This is a genomic window from Paraburkholderia aromaticivorans (assembly GCF_012689525.1).
GTDB classification, from domain to species: Bacteria; Pseudomonadota; Gammaproteobacteria; order Burkholderiales; family Burkholderiaceae; genus Paraburkholderia; species Paraburkholderia aromaticivorans_A.
Window position 1 is genome coordinate 2574697 of the sequence record NZ_CP051516.1, and the last position, 25974, is coordinate 2600670.

22 protein-coding genes are annotated in these 25974 nt (G+C 64.6%); 11 read left to right on the plus strand and 11 right to left on the minus strand.

Translation table 11 applies throughout. The features are described from left to right. Positions 1 to 134: 134 nt before the first annotated feature. Positions 135 to 1499 carry a sensor histidine kinase gene (locus tag HF916_RS39680; RefSeq protein WP_168794176.1) on the minus strand — a complete coding sequence of 455 codons (1365 nt, stop codon included), beginning with the start codon at positions 1497 to 1499 and terminating at the stop codon, positions 135 to 137. Next, entirely contained in the window at positions 1499 to 2158 is a 660-nt protein-coding gene (locus HF916_RS39685) for a response regulator (protein WP_168794177.1), read from the minus strand. Before HF916_RS39685 ends, HF916_RS39680 begins: the two co-directional genes overlap by 1 nt. Before the next feature lie 207 nt (positions 2159 to 2365). Here HF916_RS39685 and HF916_RS39690 point away from each other — a divergent pair, with 207 nt between their 5' ends. From HF916_RS39690 to HF916_RS39700, 3 genes are read left to right on the plus strand one after another with little or no spacing between them, the layout of a single operon-like run. Further along, the gene (locus tag HF916_RS39690; RefSeq protein WP_431311441.1) at positions 2366 to 3844 is read left to right on the plus strand and encodes a TolC family protein; all 1479 of its coding nucleotides are present in this window, start codon (positions 2366 to 2368) and stop codon (positions 3842 to 3844) included. Further along, positions 3834 to 4949 (plus strand): efflux RND transporter periplasmic adaptor subunit, encoded by a 1116-nt coding sequence (locus HF916_RS39695; protein WP_168794178.1) that lies wholly within the window; start codon positions 3834 to 3836, stop codon positions 4947 to 4949. Before HF916_RS39690 ends, HF916_RS39695 begins: the two co-directional genes overlap by 11 nt. Further along, positions 4946 to 7996, plus strand: a complete 3051-nt coding sequence (locus tag HF916_RS39700; protein WP_168794179.1) for an efflux RND transporter permease subunit — start codon at positions 4946 to 4948, stop codon at positions 7994 to 7996. Before HF916_RS39695 ends, HF916_RS39700 begins: the two co-directional genes overlap by 4 nt. Positions 7997 to 8086: 90 nt before the next feature. Here the strand turns inward: HF916_RS39700 and hpnK are convergent, their stop codons facing one another. Genes hpnK through HF916_RS39715 form a run of 3 tightly spaced genes read right to left on the minus strand, consistent with a single transcriptional unit; the run spans position 8087 to position 10538 of the window. Next, a complete protein-coding gene (gene hpnK, locus HF916_RS39705) occupies positions 8087 to 8911 on the minus strand; it encodes a hopanoid biosynthesis-associated protein HpnK (RefSeq protein ID WP_168794180.1) in 825 nt (274 codons plus the stop codon). Then, the gene (hpnI, locus tag HF916_RS39710; RefSeq protein ID WP_168794181.1) at positions 8901 to 10175 is read right to left on the minus strand and encodes a bacteriohopanetetrol glucosamine biosynthesis glycosyltransferase HpnI; all 1275 of its coding nucleotides are present in this window, start codon (positions 10173 to 10175) and stop codon (positions 8901 to 8903) included. Before hpnI (HF916_RS39710) ends, hpnK begins: the two co-directional genes overlap by 11 nt. A 12-nt stretch (positions 10176 to 10187) precedes the next feature. Continuing rightward, positions 10188 to 10538 carry a hypothetical protein gene (locus HF916_RS39715; protein WP_168794182.1) on the minus strand — a complete coding sequence of 117 codons (351 nt, stop codon included), beginning with the start codon at positions 10536 to 10538 and terminating at the stop codon, positions 10188 to 10190. Positions 10539 to 10868: 330 nt separating this feature from the next. Between HF916_RS39715 and HF916_RS39720 the strand changes: the two genes are divergently transcribed. Continuing rightward, positions 10869 to 11528: a response regulator gene (locus HF916_RS39720; protein WP_168794183.1), complete on the plus strand. Its 660-nt coding sequence runs from the start codon at positions 10869 to 10871 to the stop codon at positions 11526 to 11528. After that, positions 11525 to 12928: an ATP-binding protein gene (locus HF916_RS39725; protein ID WP_168794184.1), complete on the plus strand. Its 1404-nt coding sequence runs from the start codon at positions 11525 to 11527 to the stop codon at positions 12926 to 12928. The genes HF916_RS39720 and HF916_RS39725 overlap by 4 nt, the downstream gene beginning before the upstream one ends. Before the next feature lie 126 nt (positions 12929 to 13054). Here the strand turns inward: HF916_RS39725 and HF916_RS39730 are convergent, their stop codons facing one another. The 4 genes from HF916_RS39730 to HF916_RS39745 form a co-directional block, all read right to left on the minus strand. Beyond that, positions 13055 to 14053: a flippase-like domain-containing protein gene (locus HF916_RS39730; RefSeq protein WP_168794185.1), complete on the minus strand. Its 999-nt coding sequence runs from the start codon at positions 14051 to 14053 to the stop codon at positions 13055 to 13057. Between the two features lie 96 nt (positions 14054 to 14149). Then, entirely contained in the window at positions 14150 to 15310 is a 1161-nt protein-coding gene (gene hpnI, locus HF916_RS39735) for a bacteriohopanetetrol glucosamine biosynthesis glycosyltransferase HpnI (protein WP_168794186.1), read from the minus strand. Beyond that, positions 15307 to 16728, minus strand: a complete 1422-nt coding sequence (hpnJ, locus tag HF916_RS39740; protein ID WP_168794187.1) for a hopanoid biosynthesis associated radical SAM protein HpnJ — start codon at positions 16726 to 16728, stop codon at positions 15307 to 15309. Before hpnJ ends, hpnI (HF916_RS39735) begins: the two co-directional genes overlap by 4 nt. 332 nt (positions 16729 to 17060) lie before the next feature. Beyond that, complete coding sequence (locus HF916_RS39745; protein ID WP_007181784.1) at positions 17061 to 17264, minus strand: cold-shock protein; 204 nt, start codon at positions 17262 to 17264, stop codon at positions 17061 to 17063. 321 nt (positions 17265 to 17585) lie between these two features. On the opposite strand from HF916_RS39745, the gene HF916_RS39750 reads away from it, so the two are divergent. Both HF916_RS39750 and HF916_RS39755 read left to right on the plus strand, forming a co-directional pair. Next, positions 17586 to 19031: an NAD-dependent succinate-semialdehyde dehydrogenase gene (locus tag HF916_RS39750; RefSeq protein WP_168794188.1), complete on the plus strand. Its 1446-nt coding sequence runs from the start codon at positions 17586 to 17588 to the stop codon at positions 19029 to 19031. An 88-nt stretch (positions 19032 to 19119) separates the two neighbouring features. Continuing rightward, complete coding sequence (locus tag HF916_RS39755; RefSeq protein WP_168794189.1) at positions 19120 to 19719, plus strand: GNAT family N-acetyltransferase; 600 nt, start codon at positions 19120 to 19122, stop codon at positions 19717 to 19719. Positions 19720 to 19785: 66 nt separating this feature from the next. On the opposite strand, the gene kdgT is transcribed toward HF916_RS39755, so the two are convergent. Then, positions 19786 to 20802 (minus strand): 2-keto-3-deoxygluconate transporter, encoded by a 1017-nt coding sequence (gene kdgT, locus HF916_RS39760; RefSeq protein WP_168794190.1) that lies wholly within the window; start codon positions 20800 to 20802, stop codon positions 19786 to 19788. Between the two features lie 269 nt (positions 20803 to 21071). Between kdgT and kduI the strand changes: the two genes are divergently transcribed. The 3 genes from kduI (at position 21072) to kdgR (ending at position 23740) form a co-directional block, all read left to right on the plus strand. Then, entirely contained in the window at positions 21072 to 21908 is an 837-nt protein-coding gene (gene kduI, locus HF916_RS39765; RefSeq protein ID WP_168794191.1) for a 5-dehydro-4-deoxy-D-glucuronate isomerase, read from the plus strand. Positions 21909 to 21971: 63 nt separating this feature from the next. Beyond that, positions 21972 to 22742 carry a 2-dehydro-3-deoxy-D-gluconate 5-dehydrogenase KduD gene (kduD, locus tag HF916_RS39770; RefSeq protein WP_168794192.1) on the plus strand — a complete coding sequence of 257 codons (771 nt, stop codon included), beginning with the start codon at positions 21972 to 21974 and terminating at the stop codon, positions 22740 to 22742. A gap of 125 nt (positions 22743 to 22867) precedes the next feature. Further along, a complete protein-coding gene (gene kdgR, locus HF916_RS39775) occupies positions 22868 to 23740 on the plus strand; it encodes a DNA-binding transcriptional regulator KdgR (protein WP_168794193.1) in 873 nt (290 codons plus the stop codon). A gap of 11 nt (positions 23741 to 23751) precedes the next feature. On the opposite strand, the gene HF916_RS39780 is transcribed toward kdgR, so the two are convergent. After that, the gene (locus HF916_RS39780; RefSeq protein ID WP_168794194.1) at positions 23752 to 24684 is read right to left on the minus strand and encodes a TauD/TfdA dioxygenase family protein; all 933 of its coding nucleotides are present in this window, start codon (positions 24682 to 24684) and stop codon (positions 23752 to 23754) included. An 804-nt stretch (positions 24685 to 25488) separates the two neighbouring features. On the opposite strand from HF916_RS39780, the gene HF916_RS39785 reads away from it, so the two are divergent. Continuing rightward, the gene (locus HF916_RS39785; protein WP_168794195.1) at positions 25489 to 25902 is read left to right on the plus strand and encodes a hypothetical protein; all 414 of its coding nucleotides are present in this window, start codon (positions 25489 to 25491) and stop codon (positions 25900 to 25902) included. Positions 25903 to 25974 lie beyond the last annotated feature (72 nt).

The following is a 25974-nucleotide window of genomic DNA, read 5'->3' on the forward strand; positions in this document are numbered from 1 at the left end:
TCTGCCCCTTCTCCGCCCCCGTTCGCGCGCGTCACGAACCTCAAGCAAATTCAGTATTTCATCGCGTTTTTCGAAGACGGCGCCGACGCGCGCGCGGTGAAACCGCTCGACACGCCGTGATGATTTGAACGTCGTCAGATTTTTAGGGCCGCTGGCGCTTCAGCCTCATGCGCCTTCAGGCCGGACACGGTCACACGCAAGCCGTGGCCGCCTTCGTTGTTGCGAAGGGAAAGGTCCATCTGATGCCGCTCGGCGATGCGCGACACGATCGCCAGCCCGAGGCCGCTGCCCTCGCCTTGCGCCTCTTCGCCTCGATAGAAGCGGTCGAAGACCCGTTCGAGCTCGGCCTCCGGAATGCCCGAGCCGGTATCGGCGACTTCGACGCCAACGCGCGTACCGGCACGCTTCAAGATCACATCGACACGGCCGCCGCGCGGCGTGTGCCGGATCGCATTGTTGATCAGATTGCCCAGCAGAACGCTCATGCCGTGCGGCTCGGCCAGCACGGTATAAGCATCGCCCTCCGTGCGCGCGCCCTCGCATTCCAGGCCGATGTCGATCTCCTTCGTTTCCGCCAGCAGCGAAAAATCGCCCACCGCCTGCTCGCCGATCCGGCGCAAGCTGACCGGCACCATCGACGTGACCGGATGCGCGTCTTCGCGCGCGAGCGTCAGCAGTTGCTGCACCAGGTGAATGATGCGGTTGACGCGCCCTTCGACGCGTTCGAGCGTTTGCCCTTCGCCCTTTAACGAACCGTCGCGTGACGCGGCCTGCAATTGCAGCTTCAATGCGGCGAGCGGCGAGCGCAACTCGTGCGCGGCATCGGCGATAAACGTGCGCTGTGCCTGCGACGCCGTGTGCAGCCGCTGCAGCAGATCGTTGAGCGCTTCGACCAGCGGCTTCATCTCGACCGGCACGCTGCCGTCGAGGCGCAGCGGTTCGAGCGAATCGATCGTACGGGTGGACAGCGCGCGCGACAGGCCGCCGATCGGCGCCAGCCCGCGCGCCACCACCAGCAGGACCAGCACGATCGTCACCGGCACCAGCACGCCGAGCGGCCAGAGCGTGTGCAGCGCGAGTTGCATCGCGAGGTCCTCGCGCACGGAGATAGGCTGCGCCACCTGAATATAGCGTTCCGCCTGCTGCACGGCGAATGTGCGCCAGTGATACTCGCCGCGCTCGACCGTGTTGTAGCCGGCGGGCTGGCGCGGAAACACCGGCGCCTGCAGCGAGTGATAAACCAGCTTGCCGGCGCCGTCCCAGATTTCGATGACGACCCGGTCGTCGGCCAGGCCGCCGAGGTCGGGGTCGCGATGTTCGCCGTCGCCCGCGCCGGCGAGATTCGATGGCAGCGACAACGCGATCGTGCGCAGCTCGTAGTCGAACAGTTCGCTCGCTTCCTCGCGCGCCGTATGAAAGATGCCATAGCCGGCCACGCCCGAGGCGGCCGCCAGACCGAAGATCAGCCAGCCCAGCAGCCAGCGGCGAATCGACGTCATCAGCACCTCTTCAGACGGTAGCCCACGCCGCGCACGGTCACCACCTGATCCGCGCCGATCTTGCGCCGTAAGCTGTGCACGTGCACTTCGATGGTATTGCTGCCTACTTCTTCGCCCCAGCCGTACAGCTTCTCTTCGAGCGCGGCCTTGGTGAACACGCGCGTGGGTTCTTCGATCAGCGCCTGCAGCAGCGCGAATTCACGCGGCACGAGCGGCAGTGGCTCGCCGGACTTGGTGACTTCGTGTGCGGCGGGGTCGAGCGTAAGCTCACCGTGCGCGTAGACCGGCTGCTTCTGGCCGGTCCGGCGTCTGAGCAGCGCACGCACGCGCGCGGCCAGTTCGTCGAGGTCGAATGGCTTGATCAGATAGTCGTCGGCGCCGGCGTCGAGGCCGCGAATCCGTTCGTCGACGGCATCGCGTGCCGTCAGGATGATGACCGGCGCGGCGCCGCCGCCCTTGCGATAGGCGTTGAGGACGTCGATGCCGTCCTTCTTCGGCAAGCCGAGATCGAGCAGCACGAGGTCGTACACGCCATTGCCGAGCGACAGCTCTGCCGCGCGGCCGTCTTCGGCCCAGTCGATCGCGTAGCCGGCGCGGCGCATCGCGCCCAAAACCGTTTCCGCAATCATGTCGTCGTCTTCGACCAGTAGCAGACGCATGGTCTTTCCTCTCCCTTGTTGGCTCCGGCATTGTCCCGCCCGGTAGCTTAACGCTTCCTTATGGCTTGCTTATGTATTGCTGAAGGGACGCTGAAGGGAGGCTTAAATTGGCGTTAAGCATGTCTTAAGCAGTCCATCAGCAGAATCGGCTCCTGTTCCGCGGCATCCCTGCGCGGATGTCCCTCTTCTTCGTTCAGGAGCCGGATTTTGCCCGTTCTCAATGCCGCATCGGCGGCTATCTCGGCGGCAGTGTCTGAGTTGACCGCGACGGCCAACCCAGTGGTCAAACTCGCGCCGCCGTCATGGTCGCGGCTGCGCGCGCTGGTGCCGCTCTGCGCGCTGTTGATGGGCGGCTGCACGTGGTATCACCGCGAGCCGCTCGCGCCGCGGGATACGTCCACCACCGCCCATTCGCTCGAACGCATCCGCATCGATCCGTCGAGCATGCCGCTGCCGGAACTGGCCGCGCATCGCTTCGATCCGTCCGACGGGCTCGATAGCGACGAGGTCGCGATGCTCGCGGTCGCCAACAACCCCGACCTCAAGCTGGCCCGCGACGACCTCGGCATCTCCCGCGCGCAAGCCTACTCGGCGGGTCTGCTGCCGGACCCGCAACTGAGCATATCGAGCGACTATCCCGGACAGATCGGCACCACGCGCGCGTTCAACTACGGTTTGAGCATGGACGTGATGGCGATCGTCCTGCGCAGCGCCAACAAACAATCCGCCGATGCCACCGTGGCCAAGACCGATCTCGGCTTGCTGTGGCAGGAATGGCAGATCGTCGGCGAGGCGCGGCAGTTGTTCATCAAGACGCGCTTCCAGCAGGACACACTGCCGCTTTTGCAGCGCCAGCGCGACCTCGCGCGCACGCGCTACGAACGCATGGCCGAAGCGCGCCGCGACGGCAACCTCACCGACGACACGCTCACTGCCGCGCTCACCGCCTATAGCGACGCCCGCAAGCAATACGCCGACGCCGAACGCGCAGCCGGGCAAACGCACCACGATCTGAACGCGCTGCTCGGCGTCTCGCCCGAGGTGCAGTTGCAACTCACCGGCGGCGAAAACATCGAGCCGCTCTCCGATACGACGCTCGATGCCGCGCTCGCCGGACTGCCTCGGCGCCGCCCGGATCTGATCGCGCTGCAAGCGGGCTACGAGGCACAGGAGCAGAAATATCGCGCCGCGATTCTCAGCCAGTTCCCGAGTCTGTCGGTGGGCTTCGTGCGGGCACGCGATACGTCGAACATCTACACGAGCGGCTTTCAGATCAACCTCAGCCTGCCGATCTTCAACCGCAATCAGGGCAACGTCGCAATCGAGCAAGCGACCCGCCAGCGTTTGCGCGACGAATATCAAACGCGGTTGAACGGCGCTTACGCGGACGTCGCGCATTTGCGCGCGGACAACACGATCCTCACGCGACAGTTGCAGCAAACCGAGGCCGCGTTGCCCGAGGTCGACGTCGCCGCCCAGCACGCGGCCGCGGCCTACGCGGAACACAACGTCGCGCTCGGCGCCTACACCGACGCGCAGAGCGCCGCGCTCGCCAAACAAATCGACGTCGCGACGTTACGCGAGTCGCTCGCCGAACAACGCGTCGGCTTGCAGGCGCTGCTCGGCAGCGCGATTCCCGACGCCTACTCCACCGCTCTGACCTTCACCGACACTCATGCGAAATAGCCTGTCTTCAGCGCTGCGGCCGCGCATTGCCGCTGGTGCGATTTTTATCGCTTGCGCCACGCTGCTGTACGCCGGCGTTCATCCGGCCCGCGCGGCAAGCGCCGACGCCGCCGATCAACCCGTGGTCGCCGTCCAGACCGTGCGCGTGCAGCGCGCCGAGATTGCGCAGCCGGTGCGGGCGTATGGCGTCGTCGCGGCGTCCGCGTCGAACCTCACCACCGTCAATCTGCCGTACACCGCGCGCATCGTGCAGATGCGCGTGCAGTCCGGGCAAACCGTGACGCGTGCCACGCCGCTCTTCGTCGTGCAGGCCGATCCGGCCGCTGTGCTTGCGGCCACCCAGGCGAAAAGCGCCGTGACGCTCGCACAAGGCGAGCTGGCGCGCACGCAATCGCTGTACGAGAAAGGACTCGCCACGCAGTCGCAACTCGCCAGCGCCCGCAAGGCCGCCGACGACGCGCAGCAGGCGCTCGCCGCGCAGAATCAGACCGGCGTGGCAAGCGGCAACAAGATCATCACCGCGCCGAACGACAGCGTCGTGCTGCAAGTTTCGGCCGCTCAAGGCGACCAGGTGCAGCCCGGCGCGGCGATCCTGCAACTCGCCGGCGGCAGCGGCAAGGACGCGCGCGCCAACGTGATGCTCGGCGTCGAGCCCGCCGATGCCGCCGCGATCCACGCCGGCGACATCGTCACATTGCACGGCCTGTCCACGTCGCTCGCGAAGACTTCGGCGAATGGTCACGTGGCACTGGTCGGCGCCTCGGTGGATCAGCAGAGCCAGCTCGTCGACGTCGGCGCGAACGTGCCGCTCGGTCAGACGGCCTTCATTCCCGGCACGCGCGTGAGCGCCGATATCGCGACCCGCAACGGCACGCACTGGATCGTGCCGCGCGCCGCCGTGTTGAAAGACGACAAAGGTGCGTACGTGTTCCAGATCACGTCACAGAACAAGGCGCGCCGCGTGGCGGTGACCACCCAGGTCGAGAACGGCGAGCGCTACGGCGTGGATGGCCCGCTCGACGCCGCGCAAGGACTCGTGGTCAGCGGCAACTATGAGTTGAAGGACGGCATGGCGGTGCGAACCAGCGGAGGCGCGCCGCGATGAATTTCGGTCAATGGATGCAGAAGCACCGGCGCTCGCTGCTGTTCGTGATCGCGTTGCTGGCGATAGCGGGCGCACTGACCGCGTTCCGTCTGCCGATCTCGCTGTTCCCGAACGTCGCGTTTCCGCGCGCGGTGGTCTCGCTCGACGCGGGCGACCGCCCCGCGGAACAGATGGCCACGCTCGTCACGATGCCGGTCGAGGAAGCGCTGCGGCGCGTGCCGAACGTGCGCGACGTCGAATCGAAAACGAGCCGGGGCGCAGCCGAAATCTCGATCAATTTCGACTGGGGCACCGACATGGCGCAAGCCACCTTGCAGGCGCAGTCGGCCATCAGCGAGATTCTCGCGACCCTGCCGCAAGGCACCTCGATGCAGGTGCGTCGCATGGACCCGACCGTGTTTCCGGTGCTGGCGTATAGCCTCACGTCGCGGCAGCAGTCGCTCTCCGCGCTGCACGATCTCGCGCAGTTCCAGATGCGGCCGTTGCTGTCCTCAGTGGAAGGCGTGGCGCGCGTCGACGTGACAGGCGGCGCGCAGGACGAGTTCGAAGTCGCGATCGATCCCGCGCGACTCGCCGCGTACAAACTCTCGCTCTCCGATGTGTCGAAAGCGATCGGCGCGAGCAATGTGCTGATGGCGAACGGCCGCATCGAGGATCACTACAAGCTCTACCTCGTGATCGCCAACACCACCATTACGCGGCTCGACGAACTTCGCAACGTCGTGGTGTCGGCCAACGGCGCGACGCAGATTCGCCTCGGCGACATCGCGACCGTACGCATGGGCGTGGTGCCGCAATGGATGCGCGTCACCGCCGACGGCCAGGACGCCGTGCTCATCAACGTGTATCAGCAACCGGGCGCGAACAGCGTGGCAATGGCCAAGGCGATCCGCGCGAAGCTCGCCGACTTCCAGCATCAGATGCCGGCCGGCGTGCATCTGTCGAATTGGTACGACCAGAGCGAACTGGTGATCGCCTCGGCCACCAGCGTGCGCGACGCGATCATGATCGGCGTGGTGCTGGCGGCGTTGACGCTATTTGCCTTTCTGCGCAACTGGAAGATCACCGCAATCGCCGTCGCGCTGGTGCCGGTGGTGATGGCCGCGACGATTCTGTTGCTCGACGTGTTCGGCATGGGGTTCAACATCATGACGCTCGGCGGCATGGCCGCCGCCGTCGGTCTTGTGATCGACGATGCGATCGTGATGATCGAACACATCGTGCGGCGCATGCGCGAAGGCGGCGCGCGCGCTTTTCATGGCCGCGTGATGGCGGCGGCGCTCGAATTCACGCGGCCGCTGGCCGGGTCGTCGGCGGCGACGCTGATCATTTTCGTGCCGTTGGCGTTTCTATCCGGCGTGACGGGTGCGTTCTTCAAGGCGCTCTCCGTGACCATGGCGAGCGCGCTGTTCATTTCGTTTCTCGTCACGTGGCTCGCGGTGCCGATTCTGTGCGACCGCTGGCTGAAACCGAAAGAAGCCGAGGAACATAAGGAAACCCGCTTCGCCTCGTGGATGAACCGGCGCTACGCGTTTCTGGTCGAGCGCGTCACCGCGCGGCCGGTGCTCGTGCTGCTGGGCCTGCTGCCGCTGATCGTGGTGGCCGCGTTCGCGTTCACTCGCGTGGGCAGCGGTTTCATGCCGAGCATGGACGAAGGCGGTTTCGTGCTCGACTATCACACCGAACCGGGCACCTCGGTGACCGAGACCGACCGGCTGATGAAGCAGATCGAAGGCATCATCCGCGCGAATCCGAATGTCGCGACCTATTCGCGCCGGACCGGCGCCGGTCTCGGCGGCGATTTGAACGAGCCCAACAAGGGCGACTTCTTCGTGCGGCTGAAGTCCGGCAATCGCGAGCCGATCGACACCGTGATGGAAGAAATCCGCTCGAAGGTCGAGACTCAGGTGCCCGGCGTGAGTATCGAACTCGCGCAGTTGATGGAGGATCTGATCGGCGACCTGACGGCGGTGCCGCAACCGGTCCAGATCAAGATCTATTCCGACGACCCGAACACGCTCGAGACAATCGCGCGCAAAGTGGCGGCGCAGATCGGCAAGATCCAGGGCGTGGTGGATGTGAACGACGGCATCAATCCGGCCGGCGACGCCCTCGAATTGCACATCCGCCCGGAAGCGGCGGCGGCCGAGGGCATGGACCCGCAGTCGATCGCGCAGGCCGTGTCCGACATGGTGGAAGGCAATGTGGCCACGCAATTCCAGAGCGGACCGAAAACGGTCGGCGTGCGCGTGCGCGTGGCCGGCGCGATGAAGCTCACGGATACGCAACTGGGACAGTTGCAGATTCGCGCGCCCGACGGCCATCTGTTCGCGCTCGATCGCGTCGCCGATCAGGTGACGGTGACTGGCCAGCCGGAGATCAGCCGAGACAATCTCAAACGGATGGTGGCGGTGACGGCGCGTATCGACGGCCGCGATCTGGGCTCGACGATCGCCGACGTGCAAAAGACGCTCAGCGATAAGAGCCTGTTGCCCAGCGGCGTGTATTACGAATTGGGCGGCCTGTACCAGCAGCAGCAGATTGCGTTCAAAGGGCTGCTGAGTGTGTTCGGTGCGGCGATTGCGCTCGTGTTCGGCTTGCTGCTGTTTCTCTACGAGCGCTTCCGTGTGGCGCTGGCGGTCATGGCGATGCCGTTGCTGGCGGCGGGCGCGGTGTTCATCGGCTTATGGATCACCGGCATCGAACTGAACATCTCCGCGATGATGGGGATGACGATGATCATCGGTATCGTGACCGAGGTGGCGATTTTTTATGTGTCGGAGTTGCAGGGACTCGTGCGGGACGACGAGACGCCGTTCGAGGATGCGTTGCTGAGCGCCGGGCGCAATCGTCTGCGTCCCATCGCGATGACGACCATTGCCGCGATTCTGGCGCTGCTGCCGTTGGCTTTTGCGCTGGGCCAAGGGTCGGCGATGCAACAGCCGCTGGCGATTGCGATTATTTCGGGGTTGATTGTTCAGTTGCCGCTGGTGTTGCTGTTGCTGCCGGTGTTGTTGAAGTTGTTGATGAAGAAGGAAGCGATCTAGGCTGCGAATTGCAGCCTGTGCGGCATTCCGGCCTGTGCGCCTGTGGTTCGCCGCAGGCGCACCTCCGATTCAGTCGAGGCAGTGAGAGACCTATGTCTTCAACACATCCCCAAACCCGCCGACCCGGACCCCCGCCGCACGAATCGCCATAGCCACTTTCGGCGACAACAACGCGCGCAATTCATCCTCGTGCCGGTACATCCTCATCCCGTCGCTCAAAGCCCGCTCCCCCGCCACTGCGGGATGGCAGTAAATCTCGCCCACCCCATGCGGCAGATCGGCGAGCGCCGCCAGCCACGCCGCCTCATCCATCCGGCCGCTATCCGCGATCCCCACCACATAATCGTTGTGCGCGATGCCGGCGTGATCCAGACGCGCCTTGACTCGCGCGATCCAGGGCCGCAACCACAGCGGCGCATTCGCTTCGAACGGCAAGCGCATCGCCTTCATCCCATACTCGCGGCCGATGTCCAGAATCAGTCCGAGCACCGTCGGATGCAAATGAAAATGCTTGTGCGTGTTGACATGGTCGAGCGTCAGACCGGTCTGCGCAAAGGCATCGAACTGCGCGCGAATTTCCCGCGCAAGCTGCATACGCACGTGCGGTAAGAAGAAGAACCGCACTCCGTCGCGCACCATGTTGTCGCCGAAGCGGCCATGCTCGTCGAGCAAGGCCGCAATCCCCGCGCGCGGCGTAACCGCGTCGCCGTCGGCCAGCACCAGATGCAGGCCGACACGCAACCGCGGCAACGCGCGGGCACGCGCCACCGCGTCGCCCGCAGCCGGTGCGCCGATCATCAGGCTCGCGGCGGTCAGCACGCCGTCGCGATGCGCCCGCTCGACCGCCAGATTCACTCGCGCGTGCAGGCCGAAATCGTCTGCGGTCACGATCAATGCGCGTGGCTTAGCCGCCATCCGACGCCTCCATCACATCCATCACATTCAACGCGCCGTTGCGCGCGGCCTTCGACCTGGAAGCCTCGACGGGCACGCGCGCACCGCGCCACATTACATGCGAGCCGAACACGGCGGCGCACCACTGCAACACCAGCAACGTATCACGCAATGGCACCAGTGGCAGATCGCGCCAGAAGGTGCGCTCCCGACGCGCCGAGCGCAGATGCATCAACAGACGCGCGGCCAGACCGGCGGCCGTTCCGGTCGCGCTCGTGAACGCGGCCCACGCGTGCACCGCATCTGACGAAGTGGCCGCGAGGCCGGCGCTGAGCCACGCGCCGGCCAACAGCCAGGGCGTGGGAAAGGTGATGAAGAGGAACGCGAAACCCGGCGCGTTCACCGAGCGAATCGTGCGCAGCCAGCGTGTTTCGCGCTGCCACAACGCGGAAAACGTGGGCTCGATCACGTCGGTGGCCACCATCACGCGCGAGAGCACGGTTTGCAGGCCGAGGGCGCGCACGTGTTCGGCCAGCCAGTAATCGTCCGCGAGACAGTTTTTTAGCGCCTCGAATCCGCCGATGCGCTCGAGCGTCGCGCGCCGCAACGCAAGCGTCGCACCGAAGCCGAAGCGGCGCGAGCCGGCCGCGTGCGCGACCCGCACCGACGGCGCGAACCATTCGTTGATGAAGAGCGCGCCCACGCGCGGCCAGAAACCGCCGATGCCCCGCGCCACATAGAGACACGTGACCACGCCCACGCGCGGATCCGCGAGCGGCGCGGCCACGCTGTCCAGATAATCGGCTTCGACAGCGATGTCGCTGTCGGCAATCACGATCACCTCATGACGTGCCCGCGCCGCCATGTTGATCAGATTGCTGACCTTGGGATTGCTGCCGTGCACGCGCGTGTCGATCGCGAGTTCGATGTCGTGCAATGGATAGGCAGCCTGCAAACGGCGCACCACGGCAATCGCGGGATCGTCCGGCGACGACACGCCGAGCACGAGTTGAAAATGCTCGTGACGCTGGTCGCAAAAGGTCCGCAGATTGTCGTACAGACGCGGCTCCGCGCCGCACAGCGGTTTGAGTACGCTGACGCCGACCTGTGCGAAGCGATGCAGCGGCTGCGAAGCGTGCGAAGTGGAATAAGCGGCGCGACCCGCCGCGCCGCGGCGCGAGCCAAAAAACGGCATCGCGACCGCCGCCAGCAGCGCGTAAAGCGACGCGCTTGCGCAGATGGCTAGCAGGACCCATTGACATACCGTCACTGCGTGCGCCGCCATCGTCCCGTTCCGTCAGTGCTCGGCCAGCACGAACGCCCTGCCGGTCAGGCGCAGATGAAGAATCACGAGCCAGCGCCGCGGACAATCCGCGGTGATCGCGACCGGCCGCGAGGGCCGGCTCGCGCCCGTGGCGAAGTGGCCCTGCAGCGCGAGTTCGAAGGCGGCGTGCGCGAACTGGCGCGTCACGATCACACCGCTGAGAATCACAGCGATGGCGAGCAGCCGGAACGGCATGGAACTGAAGGCGCTTTGCGACACCGGCAGCACCAGCAGCACGAGGCACGCGAGCAACTCGGCGCCCATGGCGGTGAGCGAGGCCACCATCAGGTGGGCGCGCAGCATGTCGACGGTGGCTGGCTTCATGGCTGGGTCTCGTGACCTGTGGGAATGCCGCGCGCCGTGATTCGACGCAGCTCGTCGGCGTGGAAAATCGCCGACTGTCCATCCCATCGATGTGCTTACGATTGAACTGCAATGACGTTGCAACAGACCCGCCGCCGCGTGCCCGCGATGACGGCGCGACAGCGACCTGTTGAGGGGCGATAGTAGCGATCCAAGCTGAAGGAAACCTTAAGGAAGAAAGCGTATAAAGCGGGTGATGAACAGGATGGTTAAACTTCGGATTACGGTTCCGCGCTTGCTTAAATATCGCGGCTGCCGTGCAATGAAACATCGAACGGAAATAACGGACTCATGCGCGTACTCCTCGTAGAAGACGACGACCTGATCGGCTGCGGTATCGAAGCGGGACTGCGTCAGGCCGGCTTCACGGTCGACTGGGCGCGCGACGGCCACAAGGCCGGTCTCGCGCTCGACACCACCGCCTATGCGCTGGTGCTGCTCGATCTCGGCCTGCCCCGCGTATCGGGTATGGAACTGCTGAAACGGCTGCGCGATTCGGGCAAGGACGTGCCGGTGCTGGTGCTGACCGCGCGGGGCACGGTGGTCGACCGTGTCGGCGGCCTCGAAGCAGGCGCCGACGACTACCTCGGCAAGCCCTTCGATCTGACCGAACTGATCGCCCGTTGCCGGGCCCTGTTGCGCCGCGCGCAGGGCCGCAGCGTCGAGCAGATCCGCTATCAGGACCTGACGGTCAACCCGGCCGCGCAAACCGTCGAAGTGGGCACGACGCGCGTGCCCCTCACCTCGCGCGAATGGGCGATCCTGATGCAGTTGCTGACCAACCAGGGGATTCCCCAGTCGCGCTCGCGGCTCGAAGAAAGCCTGTATGGCTGGCAGGAAGAAATCGAGAGCAACGCGATCGAGGTGCACGTGTCCAATCTGCGCAAGAAACTCGGCGCCAAGCTGATCAGGACGGTGCGCAATATCGGCTACGTGGTGGAGAAAGAATGATGGGCGCGTCGATTCGCCGGCGTCTCGTGCTGCTGGTCCTCACCAGCATCGCGCTGGTCTGGGGCATTGCGCTGGTGTCGAGTTATCGTCAGGCCACACGCGAGGTCGCCGAATGGGAAGAGGCGCGTCTCGCGGAACTCGCGCAGATTCTCGCGCTGCTCGATCAGCGCAATCTGACCACGCTCGCCAACGCGCGCATCGACGTGCGCGAGGAAGAAAAAGGCGGCGAGCCCGGCGCCAACGACAGCGACGACGACGACGCGCTGCCGCGCGACGCGCTCTTCCAGGTGCGCGGCCCGAACGGCGCGGTGCTCGCGGGCAGTCCGCAATTGCGCGAGCTCAAGGCCTGGGATCTGCCGGTGCCGGCGGTGAGCGGCACGCAGGACATCACGCTCGGCGGCCAGATGTATCACTCGTTCACCTTGCGCGACACCGCGCTCGGCCACACGGTGCGCGTCTTCGAACCGGCCAATACGCGCAGCGACCTGGTGAGCGGCGTCGCGAGCCGCATCGCCCGCCCCACGCTGGTCGGACTGCCAGTGTTGGCGGTGCTGGTGTGGCTCAGCATCGGCTGGAGTCTGGCGCCGCTCAGGCTGCTCTCGCGCGCCATCCGTTCGCGCGACGTCAATCGGCTGGAACCGGTCGACATCGGCCGCGCGCCGACCGAGGTGCGCCCGCTCGTCGACGCGATCAATCTGCTGCTGTCGCGCTTGCTGCATTCGCTGGAGCGCGAACGCGCGTTTACCGCCGACGCCGCGCACGAACTGAAAACGCCGCTGGCCGCGATCAAGGTGCAGGCGCAAGTCGCGCTGGCGGAAACGGACACGGCGCGGCAGCGGCTGGCGATGGAGCGCGTGGTGCAAGGCGTCGATCGCAGCGCGCGGCTCGCGGAGCAATTGCTGCTGCTCGCGCGTCTGGACGTGCATGAAAAAATCTCGACGGCGCCGCTGAAACCCGCAACGGTGGCGAAAGACGCGCTGCTCGCCAACGAGCGCAACGCGCAACAGAAAGACATCCACGTGACGCTGCTCGGCGATCTGCGCGCCGAGATCGACGCGGAGCCCGTGCTGATCGGCATCCTGCTCGACAATCTGCTCGATAACGCGATCAAGTACGGGCACGCCGGCGGCAGCATCGAAGTGGCGGTGCAGCACGCGCAAGACCGGGTGCAGGTGACCGTGCGCGACGACGGCCCCGGTGTCGAGCCGGGCGACCTCGACCGTCTGACGAATCGTTTTTTTCGTGCGACCGGCAATCAAGCCACCGGCAGCGGGCTCGGTCTTTCGATCGTCGCGCGGATCGCTGAGCATTTCGGCGCGAGCTTGCGTTTGGGCAAGGGCATCGGCGAGCGCGGGCTCGCGGTCGAGGTGTCGTTTCCCGCTTATGCGCAGGCGAGCTAAGGAGGATGCGGAAGCGGCCTCGCATCGACGCGTCTCGCTTGTGAGGGTGCGCTTTCTCGCGTCCACGCGCCCCATGTGCTGCGAACTGGGGTGCCTTGGTCGTCCTGCGCCGCGCGCCGTGTGTCTCTAAGGGGCGCGCTCGAACGCGCGCTCCGGTGCCCGATTCGACGACTCCGCGAACTGCCACGCAATGAGGCCAGGCACGAACATCACCAGGTCGCGAATCCGGCGCGCGCCGGCCAGCGCGAGACAGGTGGAAGGATCGAGGCCCAGCGCGCCGCCGATCAGAATGAAGCCGCCCTCCTGCACGCCGAGCCCGCCCGGCACGAAGAAAGCCGCGCTGCTGATCGCCTGGATCAGCGATTCGATCACCACCGCTTCCACGAGCGTGACCTGCACGCCGAGAAAGTGCAGCGCCAGCCAGATTTCCAGCGACGTGAGTAAGCACTGCAGCGGTTGCCAGAAGAACAGATAGCGCAGCACCACGCCACGCCGGCGCCAGATCAGCTTGATGGCCTGATCGATCTGCGCCGACTGGCCCACCAGCGCGGCGAGCTTGCCGCTCATCATATGATTGAGCGCGCGCGTGATGCGCTCGAATGGACTCGCGTGCTGCACCAGCGCGAACAGCACCAGCAGCGGCGTGAGCACCACCACGCCCCACGCCAGTTGTCCGGCGAGCCGCAGCGTGTCGGAATGCGCGTGCGCGAACAGGAAGCCGATGCCGACCATCGTAAAGAGCAACTGGCTGATCACCGTGAGCTGCATATCGACGACGATGCTGCCCACCGCCGTGGACGGCCGCACGCCCCAGCGCTTGAGCATGCGAAACGACACCACTTCGCCGCCGATGCGCGCGACCGGCAGCATGCTATTCACCGATTCGCGCACCCACACGAGGTGCAGCATATTGAGGAGACCGGGACGGTTCGCGCCGCCGCGAATCAGCGAACGCCAGTCGCAGGCATTGGCGAGCATCGGCAGCACGTGCGTGAGCGCCGCCAGCAGCAATCCCGCGCCGGCCGCGCGCAGCGCGCCGAGCACGGCGCCGGGATTGTCGTGCCAGACGAGCCAGAGCGACACCAGCAAGCCGGCTAACGCGGCTATACGGCCGAGATGCTTCATCACGCGCGCACCTCGTGCGCGCGCTTCAGGCGCATTGCCCTGCTTTTAACCGCTGCTTTAAAAATCCTGTGCATCATGGCCGATCCGTGCTGCCGTTCATTCGTCCTGTGCCGCCGACAACAGGCCGTCGCCGTCCACCTTGAAGCGCAAGCCTCGCCAGATCACACGCGACGACCAGAAACTCGCGACGAAAATCGCAAACGATACGATATCCCAGAACGGCAGCAGCCACAGATCGCGATGCGCCTGTTTCAACGCGCGATCCGACAGCAGTTTCAAGGCGAGCCGCGCGCACATGGCGGCCAATGCGAGCGACCACGCCCACCATGCGCCGGCCGAGCAAGCCACCGCGAGCAGCGCGAACGCGAACGGATGAACCAGCGCGGAGCCGAGATGGCCGAGCGGATCGATGCGGCGAATGGTGCGGCTCCAGCGCAGTTCATGCGCGATCAGTTGCGCCGCGCTCGATTCGACGCACGCATGCGAGATCGTGAACGGCGGAATCACCACCTTCTCGCCGATCAGACGCACCGCCTCGCCGATCGCATGGTCCTCGGCCAGATGCCGCACGAACGGCGTAAAGCCGCCGATTTTTTCGAGCGTATCGCGCCGCATCACAATGGTCTGCCCAAAGCACGGGCGCGCAAGCCCAAGCGCGAGACCGGTCACGACACCCGGCAGGAACTGATAGTTGGTCGCTTTGGCCGACAGGCGCGGCCAGAAGCCCGGATCGGGTTGTCCGCGAAACGCACAGGTGACCAGTCCGACGCCGGGCTTCTGCAACTCGCCGATCACATTGCGCAGATAGTCCGGGCCGACGCTTACGTCGCTGTCGGCGAAAACGAGCACGTCATGCTGCGCTTGCGGCAGCATGTTGAGGATGTTGCTGATCTTGCGGTTCGGGCCGTACAGGCGCGCGTCGGCCACGACGGTGATGTCCGCGTCGGGATAAAGACGCCGCAGATCGTCGACGGTTTGCAGCGCGGGGTCCGCCGAGTCGTGCACGCCGAACAGGAATTGCACGGGTCCGGGATAATTCTGCCGGCAGAAGCTCGACAGATTGGCGAGCAACGCCCACTCATTGCCGTGCAGCGGCTTGACGATCGTGACCGGCGGAAAGGTGCTCGGCTCGGACACCGCTCGCGCGAAGAACCGTCCCATCAACGCGCCGGCGAGCACGGTGTAGCCGACGCCGAAAACCGCGCCCGCCGCGCACGCATAGGCCAACGCGACGGCGAGCAGGTGCGCGGCGCTCACGCCTCGTGGGCGCGCAGGAAACGGAAGAATTCGACGCCTTCACGCAAGCGCCGTTTCATCATGTCCCAGCTCGTCAACATCTCACGCAGGATTTCCCAGATCTTCGACGGGCGGAAATAGAAACGCTTATAGAAGTTTTCGAGCTGATGGTAGATCTCGTCGCGCGACAGATGCGGATAGCCGATCGCCGCGAGCTGCACGCCTTCCTTGCTCACGAGATTGATCACCTTGTTCTCTTCGAGCCAGCCGTTTTCAACCGCCTGGTTGTAGAGCGTCGTGCCCGGATACGGCGCGGCGAGCGACACCTGGATCGTGTGCGGATTGATCTCCTTGGCGTACTCGATCGTCTTCTGGATCGTTTCCCGAGTCTCGCCCGGCAACCCGAGAATGAAGGTGCCGTGAATCTTGATGCGAAGTTTGCGGCAATCCTCACTGAAACGCCGCGCGATATCGGTACGCAGCCCCTTCTTGATGTTCAGCAGTATCTGATCGTCGCCGGATTCGTAGCCCACCAGCAGCAGCCGCAGGCCATTCTCCTTCATGATCTTCAGCGTCGGATATGGCACATTGGCCTTCGCGTTGCATGACCATGTCACGCCCAGCTTCCCCATACCGCGAGCGATTTCCTCCGCGCGCGGCTTGAAGTCGGTGAAGGTGTCGTCGTCGAACATGATCTCCTTGACCTCCGGCATGTTGTCGCGAATCCATTTCACTTCTTCCAGCACGTTTTCGACCGAGCGGGTGCGATAGCGATGGCCGCCCACCGTCTGCGGCCACAGGCAGAAGGTGCACTTCGACCGGCAGCCCCGCCCCGTATAGATGGATACGTACGGGTGCTTCAGATAGCCGTTGAAGTAATTTTCGATCTTTAGATCGCGCTTGTAGATTGGCGCCACAAAGGGGAGCTCGTCCATATTCTCCAGGATCGGGCGCGCTTCGTTGTGCTCGATCGAGCCGTCGCGCGCGCGATAACTCAGGCCTTGGATCTGGTCGAAGGGCCTGCCTGCGGCGACTTCCTGGCAGGTGAAGTCGAATTCTTCGCGGCACACGAAATCGATCGCGTCGCTTGCTGTCAGCGAATTGTGCGGGTCGACCGCGACCTTCGCGCCGACCATACCGATCAGGACCGAAGGATTGCGCTTCTTGAGTTGTTCGGAAAAAAAAGCGTCCGTGGGGAAAGACGGGGTGCTGGTATGAATGACTACCAGCTCGTAGTGCTGCGCGATGTCGAGCGATGCCTCGACGGACAGGCCGTCGGCGGGTGCGTCGAGCACACGGCTATCGGGGATGAGTGCGGCGGGCTGCGCGAGCCACGTCGGATACCAGAATGAACGGACTTCACGCTTGTTCTGGTAACGCGAACCCGCGCCACCATCGAAACCGTCGAATGACGGTGCCTGCAAGAACAGGGTTTTCATGGACGCTCCAGCGAGCCATTGACTGGCGCTTTCAGTTCTCTGTCGACAAACTATCGGAACTATTGCCCGCTATGAGGCGGGGGAATCGCGCAAATACTACGGAGCAAAGCTGAAGGAAACCTTAAGGAAAATGTGGGCGCTGGCAATGCCGGCGGCGCTGCTCCATGTGCGGCGAAACAGGCGTCGGAATCGGGGTGGCTGAGAGGATCGTGCGGGCAAACCCTGCTTGCGGCGCTTCATGTCACGCGTGTGAACGAGCCGCTTTTTTCGTGTGTTGATTACGCAGGATGATGGCCGGCCGCACGCGTTGCGCGCGCGAACCGGCCATGACGTCAGACCGGCTTGATATCCGCCGCCTGCTTGCCCTTCGGCCCCTGCTTGATTTCAAAACTGACTTTCTGGTTTTCCTGCAAGGACTTGAAACCTTCGGAACGAATCTCCGAGAAGTGCGCGAACAGATCTTCGCCGCCGTCGTCGGGGGTGATGAAGCCAAAACCTTTCGCGTCGTTAAACCATTTCACTGTACCGGTTGGCATGTCGATTCCTCTGTGCATCTGGGTTGATTGGGCTGCATTCGCCGAGCTTCGCCCGCCGCCGCGGGTGTGCGCCGGATTCTGCCTCCGCCGCTCGACTCTACGCTTCTTTGCGCGGCGCTGCTTTGCCCGGTTTTCCGCCGCCGCGACAGCCTTGCCGCAAGACGCGTGCCGCGCACCACAAACGGGCGGCCCGCCGGTGCGATTCCGTGCAATCAGATAAACTCTTTGGTTATCGGCAGTCCATCCAGGGCCCGCGCAGGTCCAGCCCAATGATTCACGACCGCGCGGCCTTGTCGTTTTCCCCTATACAGGAACCCCAGCATGGCAACCTCGAGCTATACCGATACCCGACTTCTGATCAACGGCGAGTGGTGCGACGCCGCCAGCGGCAAGACCCTCGACGTCATCAATCCTGCTACCGGCAAGGCCATCGGCAAGGTGGCGCACGCCGGCATCGCCGATCTGGACCGCGCGCTGGCCGCCGCGCAGCGCGGCTTCGACGCCTGGCGCAAGGTGCCGGCCAACGAGCGCGCCGCGACCATGCGCAAGGCCGCCGCGCTGGTGCGCGAGCGCGCCTCGGACATCGCCCGCCTGATGACGCTGGAACAGGGCAAGCCGTTTGCCGAAGCCCGCGTCGAAATGCTGGCGTCGGCGGACATCATCGAATGGTTCGCCGACGAAGGCCGCCGTGTCTACGGCCGCATCGTGCCGTCGCGCAACCTCGCGGCGCAGCAACTGGTGCTCAAGGAACCGATCGGCCCGGTCGCCGCCTTCACGCCGTGGAACTTCCCGGTCAACCAGGTCGTGCGCAAGCTGAGCGCCGCGCTCGCGTGCGGCTGCTCGTTCCTCGTCAAGGCGCCGGAAGAAACCCCGGCGTCGCCGGCCGCGCTGCTGCAGGCTTTCGTCGAAGCCGGCGTGCCGGCGGGCACCGTCGGCCTCGTGTTCGGCGACCCGGCTGAGATTTCCAGCTACCTGATTCCGCATCCGGTGATCCGCAAGGTCACGTTCACCGGCTCGACGCCGGTCGGCAAGCAACTGGCGGCACTGGCCGGCACGCACATGAAGCGCGCGACGATGGAACTGGGCGGTCATGCGCCCGTCATCGTGGCCGAAGACGCCGACGTGGCGCTCGCCGTCAAGGCTGCCGGCGGCGCGAAGTTCCGCAACGCCGGTCAGGTCTGCATCTCGCCGACGCGTTTCCTGGTACACAACAGCCTCCGCGAAGAATTCGCCGCGGCGCTGGTCAAGCACGCTGAAAGTCTGAAGCTGGGTGACGGTCTCGCCGAAGGCACCACGCTCGGCCCGCTCGCCAACGCCCGCCGTCTGACGGCGATGAGCAAGGTGCTCGACGACGCGCGCAAGACCGGCGCCAAGGTCGAAACGGGCGGCGAGCGCGTGGGCTCGGAAGGCAACTTCTTCGCGCCGACCGTGCTGACCAACGTGTCGCTCGAATCGGATGTGTTCAACAACGAGCCGTTCGGCCCGATCGCCGCGATCCGCGGCTTCGACAAGCTGGAGGAAGCGATCGCCGAAGCGAACCGTCTGCCGTTCGGTCTCGCGGGCTATGCGTTTACGAAGTCGTTCACGAACGTGCATCTGCTGTCGCAGCAACTGGAAGTCGGCATGCTGTGGATCAACCAGCCGGCCACGCCGTCGCCGGAAATGCCGTTTGGCGGCGTGAAGGATTCGGGCTACGGCTCGGAAGGCGGTCCGGAAGCGATGGAAGGCTATCTCGTCACCAAGGCGGTATCGGTGATGTCGGTTTAAGGCCGAACCGAGGCGGCTTAGCGGCCGCCTCGTTTTACACCACCGTACCGGGTCCGCGAGCCGTCGCTCGCGGACCTTTTTTATTGCCATGAACGATACGACCTCAAGACTCATGCAACCCACGCTGACTGGCAGGACCGTGGAACTGCGGCCGCTTCAGCAAGAACACGCGCAAGGTTTGCTCGACGCCGCCGCGGATGGGCAATTGTGGAATATGAAGCTGACCGTGGTCCCCGGAGCCGGCAGCATCGACAGCTATATCGCCACGGCGCTCGAAGGCCGCACGGCCGGCACCGTGATGCCGTTCGTGATCGTGCGGCGCGACACCGGCGCGCTGGTCGGCAGCACGCGGTTCTGGAAGATCGACCGGGTCAATCGCAAGCTCGAAATCGGCCACACGTGGCTGAGCGAATCGGTGCAGCGCTCGGCGGCGAATACCGAGGCAAAGTATCTGCTGCTGTGCCACGCGTTCGAAGCGATGCAATGCGTGCGCGTGCAATTCACCACGGACGAACTGAACGAAAAATCGCGCGCGGCGATTCTGCGCATCGGCGCGAAACAGGAAGGTGTGGTCCGGCACGAACGCATCATGCCGGATGGGCGTAAGCGCAACTCGGTGCGCTTTAGCATCATCGATGATGAATGGAGTGAAGTGAAGGCGATGCTGGAGGCGAAGCTCGCGCGGTAAAACCGTCAACGCGCGGCCTGCTTACGCCTGAAGTACAGAGCGCAAGCGAGCCGCCGTCACCCTGCTCTACACATGCACATCCCGCTCATTCAGCGGCGGCGTATTGGCCGCCGCGAACTCCTCGCGTAACGCATCGCGTGCATGATGGCGCCGCACCCACATCGCCGTGAGAATCGGCACCAGAATCGCCGTCACCAGACAAGCCGTCGCAACCATCGCGGTCGCGGCCGGCACCAACGGCTTGAAGCTCGGAATCATCTCGCCGATGATCGCCGGATTCGCCACCGCGGCCCCCGCCGTCGATGAAGCCGCCAACCCCGCCGCGCCATTGCCGCCCGCGATCCAGCGGTCCGCGAGAATCAGCGGAATGCCTGTCACGACGATCACGCCGAGACCCAGCACGACACCCGGCAAGCCGCTCTTCGCGATCACGCTGAGGTCGATGCCGTTACCCAGCGCAAAGCCGAAAAACGGAATCAGCGGATGCACGCAACGGCCGAAGAACTCGCGCAGCTCGCCATCCAGGTTACCCAGCGTGAAGCCGACCAGAAACGGCAGCACCGCGCCGACGAACAGACGCGGCTCGAAGAACGCCACGCCGGTCGCGCCGAGAATGATCATGCTGACGAGCGGACCCGATTCGACCGACATCAGTACGAACGCGCCCGCCTCTTCCTTGGTCCCGTATTGCTGCATCACGGCCGCGTAGAGACCGCCGTTGGTCATGTCCATCGACGTCGTGATCGCCAGCACCGAGAGGCCGGCAAAGAGCCCCGCCTTGACGCCGTCGATCGGAATGAAGTGCGACGCGATGATCGTCGCGATCCACGCCACGAGCATTTTCGTCACCAGCAGCGTGCCCGACTTGCGCAGCACCGTGCCGGTCGCCCGCAGATCGATGGTCGCGCCCATGCAGAAGAACCACACCGCCAGAATCGGCACGGTGCCGGAGATCAACCCATTGGTGAACGACCCGAAGTACTTGCCCGCGCCCGGCGCAAACGTATGGACGCAGGCGCCGAGCAGCAACGGCACCAACATCAGACCGCCAGGAATGCGGTCGATGGCCTTCTTGAGCTTCATGCCTCCTCCATGGACTTCGCGTCCGGTTATCGGGTGGATCACCCGGGGTAATGTCCCGTTCTGACGCCGGGCTGCTCCCTTTCGGCGCAATATAGCATCGTGAAAGGAACGCTGTTCCGTTTCTGTTAGAAATTACGCTTATCGTTTACCCGCGCGTTCTTTAAAAGCCTTGCCAGCCATGATGCGGCATCGCAATATTTTCGGACCGCTGTTCCGAAATGGTATTTCTGCGCTACAGTCGAGCCCACAACCCCGGCGGAGAAAGAACAATGGAAGTGAGACAGGCCATCAACAGCGAATACGCGAAGGCGCTGGATACCGAAGGGCTGCGCAAGGCGTTTCTGGTCGATCAGGTGTTCGAGCGCGATGCGCTGAAGCTGACCTATAGCCATATCGACCGGATCATTGTCGGCGGCGTGATGCCGGTGGCGCGCGCGGTCGAGGTGCCGGGTTCGCTCGGCAAGGCGATCGGCGTGAGCTATTTGCTGGAGCGGCGCGAACTTGGCGCGATCAACGTCGGCGGCGACGGCTGGGTCGACGTGGACGGCACGCGCTACACAGTGCGCAACGAAGAGGCGATCTACATCGGCCAAGGTACGCAGGCCATCGCGTTCGGCAGCGACGACGCCGCGCGGCCCGCCAAGTTCTATCTAAACTGCGCACCCGCTCACACGTCGTATCCGACTCGCACGATCTCGCTTGCGCAAGCCTCGCCGCAAACGCTCGGCGACCCTGCCACGAGCAACCGCCGCACCATCTACAAGTTCATCGTTCCCGAAGTGCTGCCCACCTGCCAGCTTTCCATGGGCATGACGAAACTCGAACCGGGCAGTCTGTGGAACACCATGCCGTGCCATACGCACGAACGCCGCATGGAGGTGTATTTCTACTTCAACGTCGCCGACGACGCCGCCGTCTTTCACATGATGGGCGAGCCGAACGAGACGCGGCATATTCTCGTGCACAACGAGCAGGCGGTGATTTCGCCGAGCTGGTCGATTCACTCCGGCGTCGGCACGCAGGCGTACACGTTCATCTGGGGCATGGTCGGCGAAAACCAGGTGTTCAGCGACATGGATCACATCGCGGTTCGGGATTTGCGTTGATGGGCCAGTATTTTTTCCGCTTTTTCCGCCGCTTTTTGACCTCAGCCACTACGACCGCACGACATGGGCTCGAACATCGTGAATCCCTTTGATCTCACCGGCCGCGTCGCCATCGTCACCGGCAGCAATACGGGCCTCGGCGCCGGCATGGCGGTCGCGCTCGCTGCCGCCGGTTGCGACATCGTCGGCGTGAGCCGCGCCGACGCCGGCGACACCGCCGCTCGCGTCGAAGCATGCGGACGACGTTTCGCGGACGTGCGCGCCGATCTCGGTTCGATCGCGCCGGTCGAGGACATCGTGCGCGCCGCTGTCGAAGCCTTCGGCCGCATCGACGTGCTGGTGAACAACGCGGGCATCATCCGCCGCGAGGACGCGCTCGATTTCACCGAAGCCGATTGGGACGCCGTGGTGGACGTCAATCTGAAGAGCCTGTTCTTTCTCTCGCAGGCGGCCGCGCGGCAGTTCGTCGAGCAGCAAAGCGGCGGCAAGATCATCAACGTCGCGTCGATGCTGTCGTTCCAGGGCGGCATCCGCGTTGCGTCCTACACGGCGTCGAAAAGCGGCGTGCTTGGTCTCACGCGGCTGCTCGCGAACGAATGGGCGGCGCAAGGCATCAACGTCAACGCGATCGCGCCGGGCTACATGGCGACCGCGAACACGGCCGCGCTGCGCGACGACGCCCAGCGCAACGACGAGATTCTCAGCCGCATTCCGGCCGCCCGCTGGGGCACGCCGGACGATCTCGCGGGACCGGTGGTGTTCCTCGCGTCGTCCGCTTCGGACTACGTGCACGGGCATACACTGGCGGTGGACGGCGGCTGGCTCGCGCGCTGACTCGGCAGCGCGCGCCGGACGCGGTATGCTCTCGGCGCCTCGCCGGCGCATGCGCCGGGGAACGCGACAAACTCGCGACAAACTCGCGGGAACGTCGCGGGAACGGATAGACAGGGAAGACGGAAATGGCATCGACAGGTAAACAGCGCAAGGACGACGGCACCGCGCAAGCGCAAGACGTAGAGAACGCCGACTGCGGCGAGCGGGGCGAATCGGCCTCGTCGATCGGCCGCGTCTTCGCGATTCTCGGCGCGATCGGCGACAGCGGACAGATCGGCATCAGCGAACTGTCGCAGCGGCTCGGCATGTCGAAGACCACCGTGCACCGCGTGATCCAGACGCTAAAGGCGCTCGGCTACGTGACGCAGGAAGTGGAAACGGAGCGCTACCGGCTGACCATCCGCCTGTTCGAACTCGGCGCGAAGGCGCTGGAAAGTGTCGATCTGGTGCGCGAGGCCGACGTCGAGATGCGCCGCATCGGCGAAGCGACGCGCGAGGCGGTCCACCTCGGCGCATTCGACGAAGACGCCATCATCTACATTCACAAGATCGACGCCGACTACGGGCTGCGCATGCAGTCGCGCATCGGCCGGCGCAATCCGCTGCACAGCACGGCGATCGGCAAGGTGCTGCTGGCGTGGATGGACCCGGCCGACGCGCGCGAAGTACTCTCGCACGTCGAATTCCGCAAGTCGACGCAGAAGACGCTCTCCTCCGCCGAGGCCGTGCTGAACATTCTGCCGCACGTGCGCGAGCAAGGTTACGGCGAGGACAACGAGGAACAGGAAGAAGGTCTGCGGTGTCTCGCGGTGCCGGTGTTCGACCGCTTCGGCCGTGTGATCGCCGGCCTGTCGATTTCGTTTCCGACCATGCGATGCGGCGCCGACACGAAGTCGCACTATGTCGCGCTGCTCAGGAAGTCGGGCCTCGCGATCTCGACGCGGCTCGGTTATCGCGAAACGACGGCGCCGCAACAGATCGCCGCCGAGCCGGGCTGAACCTCAGGCCGTCAGGCCGCTTTTGCTGCCGGGTTGGGCTGCACGCTGCGCGTGAAACTGCGGCGGCCGTCGACGCTCACCGGCACGTCGCCCTTCAGCGTCACGCGGCGCACCACGCGGTGCGCGTCACCGTAGTCGTTGACCGCGTAATGCTGGGTCGCGCGGTTGTCCCAGATCGCGACGTCGTCGGCCTGCCAGCGCCAGCGCACGATGTTCTCGAGACGCGTCACGTAGCCTTGCAGCAGTTCCAGCAGATGCGCCGACGCGCTCGGCGTGAGACCCACGAAACTCTTCACGAAATGCCCGAGAATCAGCGTCTTTTCGCCGGATTCCGGATGCACGCGCACGACCGGATGCTCCGTCTCATAACGCGTCGACACGAACGCCTCGCGGTAACGCTTGATCGCTTCGGCGTCGCGGCCTCGTTCACCGACACTGGTGTGGTTCGCGTAGTCGTATTCGTTGCTATGCACGGCCCAGAGCTGATCGGCGAGCGCTTTGAGCGGCGGCGGCAGATCGTCGTACGCGGTGGCCGTGTTGGCCCAGACCGTGTCGCCGCCTACTTCCGGAATCGTCACGCCGCGCAGGATCGACGCTTGCGGATAAGCGTCGACGAAGGTCACGTCCGTATGCCATGAATTCGCGCGGCCGCCACGGTGCGAGTCGAGTTCGAGCAGATAGTCCGTGCCGTCCACCACCGGCACCGTCGGATGCGAAACCGGCTCGCCGAGCAGCTTGGCGAAGGCTTCCTGATCGGCATCCTGCAAGTGCGTCTGGCCGCGGAAAAATATCACCTTGTGACGTACCAGCGCCGCGCGAATCGCGTCGACGGTGGCCGCTTCGAGTTGGCTCGACAGTCGTACGCCGCGAATTTCCGCGCCGATGCGGCCAGTGACGGGATGAATGTCCAGTGCGTTGGACGTCGCGAGACTCAGATTCGACATGCTATGCCACTCCAGGTGTGAGGACGATTGAGGACGAGAAAGGTCGGCGCTGACCGGCAAGAATGCGATTGAACTGAAGCGACTGACGGTCAGCCAATCTAGCGATCTAACCAGTCTCGGCGACGCGCGTAAAACACTTGTTTTTCATGTGCTTATCACTCGCGACGGTATGAGGATCGCGCGCGGACGCGATGGCGCCGATACTGACGCGATGCTGTCGCTCATGTTCGCTATCGAGGCTCGCGTATCGCGCAAACGCATGAGCGCGCACGGTCGGTCCGATAAATCGGTCGAGAATGTGGGTCGGCACAGATAGTCTGCAACCGAATGTATCCGCCCGGCCTAGCTGTAATGACACGCGCCGCGGCATGCCTGACGGCCGTCGATACACGTGCCATTCGACGCGCCGCGACAAGCGATACGCTCGACCACGCCGTCTTTTCCACAATGCGTTCAATGGCTTGCATGCTGGACTGCGGGCCGCGCCCCATCTCTTTATTGCCCCTTGATGCACGCTATTCACGCGACGCACGCGTTGCCCGCATACATCGCAGTCGACACGTCCTGTTACACACAAACACACCGGAAATGCCGCGGCTCAGTAGAGTTCGGGTCACAAGGAAACGGGAGCAACGTCATGAAAAGAATTTTCGCGCTGGTCATTCTGGCCGTCACGCTCGGCAGTGCATTGAGCGGTTGCATCGTGGTTCCGGAAGGCGGCTACCACAACCACTATCACGATCGCTATTGAACGCGAGTCGCACAAGACTTTCCACTCACCATCGTAGAAGCCGGAACTAAAACATGAAGCAATCACAAAACCGCTGGCTGTCCATGGCGATCGTCGCGGGTCTCGGAATCGGCGCATCGTCGGTCGCGCTGGCCCACGTCGATGTGGGCGTGAACATCGGCATTCCGGGCGTCGTTTATGCGCCCGAACCCGTGTACGCGCCGCCACCGCCGGTCTATGTTCCGGCTCCGCCGGTGGTCGTGGTGAGTCCGGGCTGGTACGGCGAGCGCTATTACGACGGCCACCGCTACTGGGAACGGCGCGACTGGGAAGAGCGTCATCACGGCGAACGCGAATGGCATGAAGCGCGTGGTCCGCACGGCGACTGGCGCGATCACGATAACGGCTGGCATGGTCACGGCGACGATCACGATAACGGCTGGCACGGTCACGGCGACGATCACGATCACGGCCGCGGCGATCATTGATGCACAGGCCGCGGCCGCGTCGATGACGCGGTCGTGCCGCGCACGCATTCGCGCCACACGTTCTGTAGGAGC